We start from the raw sequence: 3,213 nt of genomic DNA, 5'->3' as shown, positions 1-3,213 counted from the left end.
GTCAAGGCGTACGTGTCGCAACTGTGCGACAAACTCGGCGCTCGGGACCGTGTCCAGGTGCTGATTGCGGGCATCCAAAACGGCCTGGTGAGGCCGGAATTGACCGAGGATCTCACCCAATGAATTGATTCACAGGCTTCTCACAGGTCCGGCGCTTCAACTCTGGCCATTTGGCCATGTTCACCCGGTGGTGCAGTGCGGCACAGTAGTACATGAACACGACGAAAGAAGTGTTCACCGACTCAAGATTTTGGGTGAGGCAGCAAATGTACGGCGCCGCCAAGAGAACCTTGAGTCACGCTGAACTCGCGGCGGGGGTCTTGTTTGGCCCTCCCCGGTTAGAGCTCCGGAAGACTTGGATCACCTTGCGTGATGCTCCGGGACCCCCGTCGCGTCAGCACCCCAGAAGTAAAGTGCGGCCCCTCTCGACCAGGAGGGGTCGCATTTCTTGTGTCACGGGTTCGGGCAGGCTACCGCGACTGATTCTGGGCTCGCGGCACCAAGCTGTAGAACCAGTTGATGTGATCACGCAACAAACGGGTCGCCTGTTTGCCGTTGCGGGCGGTGACGGCCGCGAGGATGCCCCAATGCTGGGTCTGTAACGAGGAACGGATGCTCTCCCAGTCCTTGAGGGTGGCCACGGTTTCCTGGACGTAGCCAATGGTGGCCTCGCGCAGCGACACCATGACGGTCTCCAGCACCACGTTCCCCGCCAGGGAGGTCAGGAGCAGGTGGAAGTGGGCATCCAGGGCGTGGAACTCGTCGTTGGACATGGTGGGGTCGTCCATGCGGTCCAGCACGTCGTGGGCCTGGGCCAGGATGGCGTCGCGGTCCGTGTGATCATCGTTCTCACCCGACGCCGCATCCCACGCCGCTTGGGTCTCCAACATGAGACGCGTGGTGACAACGTCCTTGACCGGTAGTGCCTTGGTGGCAATGTGCATGCGAAGGGCCCAGCCCAGAGCGGCGGAGGGTTCGGAAATCACCGTGGCGCCGGCTTGGGGTCCGGAGCCGGTGCCCGAACGCACCAGCCCCATGGCATCAAGGATGCGGATGGCCTCACGTACCGATGCCCGAGAAATGGTGAAGTGCTCCGCCAACGCGCGTTCCGCGGGCAGTTTGTCACCCACGCGGATCTTCCCATGGCGCAACTGCTCCTCGAGCCAGTTCAGCACCACCGTGTACGCGGGGGTGGAGACCATGTAGTCCTCCTGTGGGTTGTTGAAAGAAAACCGCCCGTCACCCGTGATGCACGAGTGGCGGGCGGTTTATGCATCGTCAAGTCTATGCGGCGGGAAGCATCCAGGCGAGCACGTTGGACTGCAGGAACACCAAGCAGCACAGCGCGAGCAGCAAGCCGATGGACCACGGGATCACCGAACGGAAGATCTTGGACTCCTGACCTTGCATGCTCACCGCGGTTGCGGCAATGGCCAGGGACTGCGGCGAGATCATCTTGCCCACCACGCCTCCGGACGTGTTGGCCGCGGTCATCAGGTAGGGGTCCAGTCCGGATTCCAGGGCCGCGGTCTTCTGCAGGTTGGCGAACAACGCGTTGGCTGAGGTGTCCGAACCGGTCACGGCGGTGCCCACCCAACCCAGTACCGGGGAGAAGAATGCGAACGCCGCACCCAGACCCGCCACGAACGTACCGATGGAAATGGTCTGGCCGGAGAAGTTCATGACGTAGGCAAGGGAGAGCACCGAGGCAATGGTCAGAGCGGAGAACCGCATTTTCCATGCGCTGCGGCCGATCTCGGCAAGCGCGTTGCCCACCGTGAGCTTGAAGCGGCCGTGGTGATTGAACACCGAGTAGATGATGGCGACCAGCAAACCGGAGATCAGCAAGAGCGTGCCCGGGCTGGACAGCCACTGGAAGTTGTACACGGAACCGGAAATGGGTTCACCGGCGGAGTTCAACAGGTGACCGTGGAGACCCGGCCAGGGGATCTTGATATCGGTGGCCGCGAGGGACTTGGGGACATTGACGCCCCAGGTCCACAACTTGGCGACACCGAAGACCACGACCACCAGGATGTAGGGCAGCACTGCCATCCAGGCGCGCACCGGGGTCAGAGCGTCCACGCTCTGGGGGCGATCGATGCCCAGATCCGCACGAACCTCCTCGGCGCCCTTGGGTTTCCAGAAGCGCATGAGAATCACCGCCGCGGCAAGGCCCGCGAGGGATGCTACCACGTCCGTGAGTTCGTAGGAGAAGTGCGTGGCGCACCACCACTGGGCAATGGCAAAGGCGCCGCCCACGGCCAGTGCAGCGGGCCAGGCCTGCTTGAGGCCGCGAACGCCGTCGACAATCATCAGCAGGAAGAACGGAACCACGAACGCGAAGAACGGGGCCTGGTGGCCGACCACGGCGCCAATGTGTGCCGGGTCCAGGCCCGTGAGCACGCCGGCGGTGGTGATGGGGATGGCGATCGCGCCGAAGGCAACGGGTGCGGTGTTGGCGATCAGCACCACGGTGGCCGTCTTGAGCGGCTTGAGGCCCAACGCCAAAATCATGGTCGCGGTAATGGCCACGGGCGCGCCGAAACCGGCGAGCGCCTCCAGCAGACCGCCAAAGCAGAACGCGATCAGCATGGCCTGGATACGCAGGTCACCGCCGCCAATGGTGTCGAAGATGGTGCGCAGGTCCTCGAAGCGCCCGGACAGCACCGTGACCTGGTAGAACCACAGTGCCATGACCACGATCCACACGATGGGGAACAGGCCGTACACGGCACCCTGCGTGGCGCTCAGTGCGGCGAGCTGGGCCGGCATGTTGAAGCCGAAGATCGCCACGAGCAGCGCGGCGCCCAGCGCGGTCAGGCCGGCCACGTGCGCGCTGGTCTTGAAGGCCAGCAGCATTACGAAGAAGGTGAGCAGAGGGATGCAGCCCACCAGGGCTGAAAGTCCGACACTGCCACCCACGGCGTCGGTCATGGCGGTAAATGTGGTCACGCTGTCTCCTGCGGGCTCCGGTGGGTCCGTCGTATGGTCGGACCACTATGGTCAGACCACGAAGCATACATGATGCTCGTCACACTGCACAGTCACTTGGGGGGCGTCTCCGGTGGGCTGCCACGATAAGCCTGCTTGTGTGATCGCGTTCACTCACCTAGCATGGTCAGACCACAGGAGCCGGAGTTGATCGGAGATCAATGTTGTGAGAATCGCACTGTTCGCCACGTGCATCGTGGACGCTATGTATCCCAAGGT

General features: G+C 63.0%; 2 protein-coding genes. Both read right to left on the bottom strand.

From position 1 onward, the window contains the following. Positions 1 to 470: 470 nt before the first annotated feature. Positions 471 to 1,202, bottom strand: coding sequence for a FadR/GntR family transcriptional regulator (locus Q4E95_RS12225; RefSeq protein ID WP_303383567.1), 732 nt, complete (start codon positions 1,200 to 1,202; stop codon positions 471 to 473). 82 nt (positions 1,203 to 1,284) lie between these two features. Then, positions 1,285 to 2,955, bottom strand: a complete 1,671-nt coding sequence (locus tag Q4E95_RS12220) for an L-lactate permease (RefSeq protein WP_303383566.1) — start codon at positions 2,953 to 2,955, stop codon at positions 1,285 to 1,287. Positions 2,956 to 3,213 lie beyond the last annotated feature (258 nt).

This window comes from Kocuria sp. (assembly GCF_030536815.1).
Lineage (GTDB): Bacteria > Actinomycetota > Actinomycetes > Actinomycetales > Micrococcaceae > Kocuria > Kocuria gwangalliensis.
Note: the sequence above shows the minus strand (reverse complement) of the source record. Positions and strands in the feature narration are given on the sequence as shown.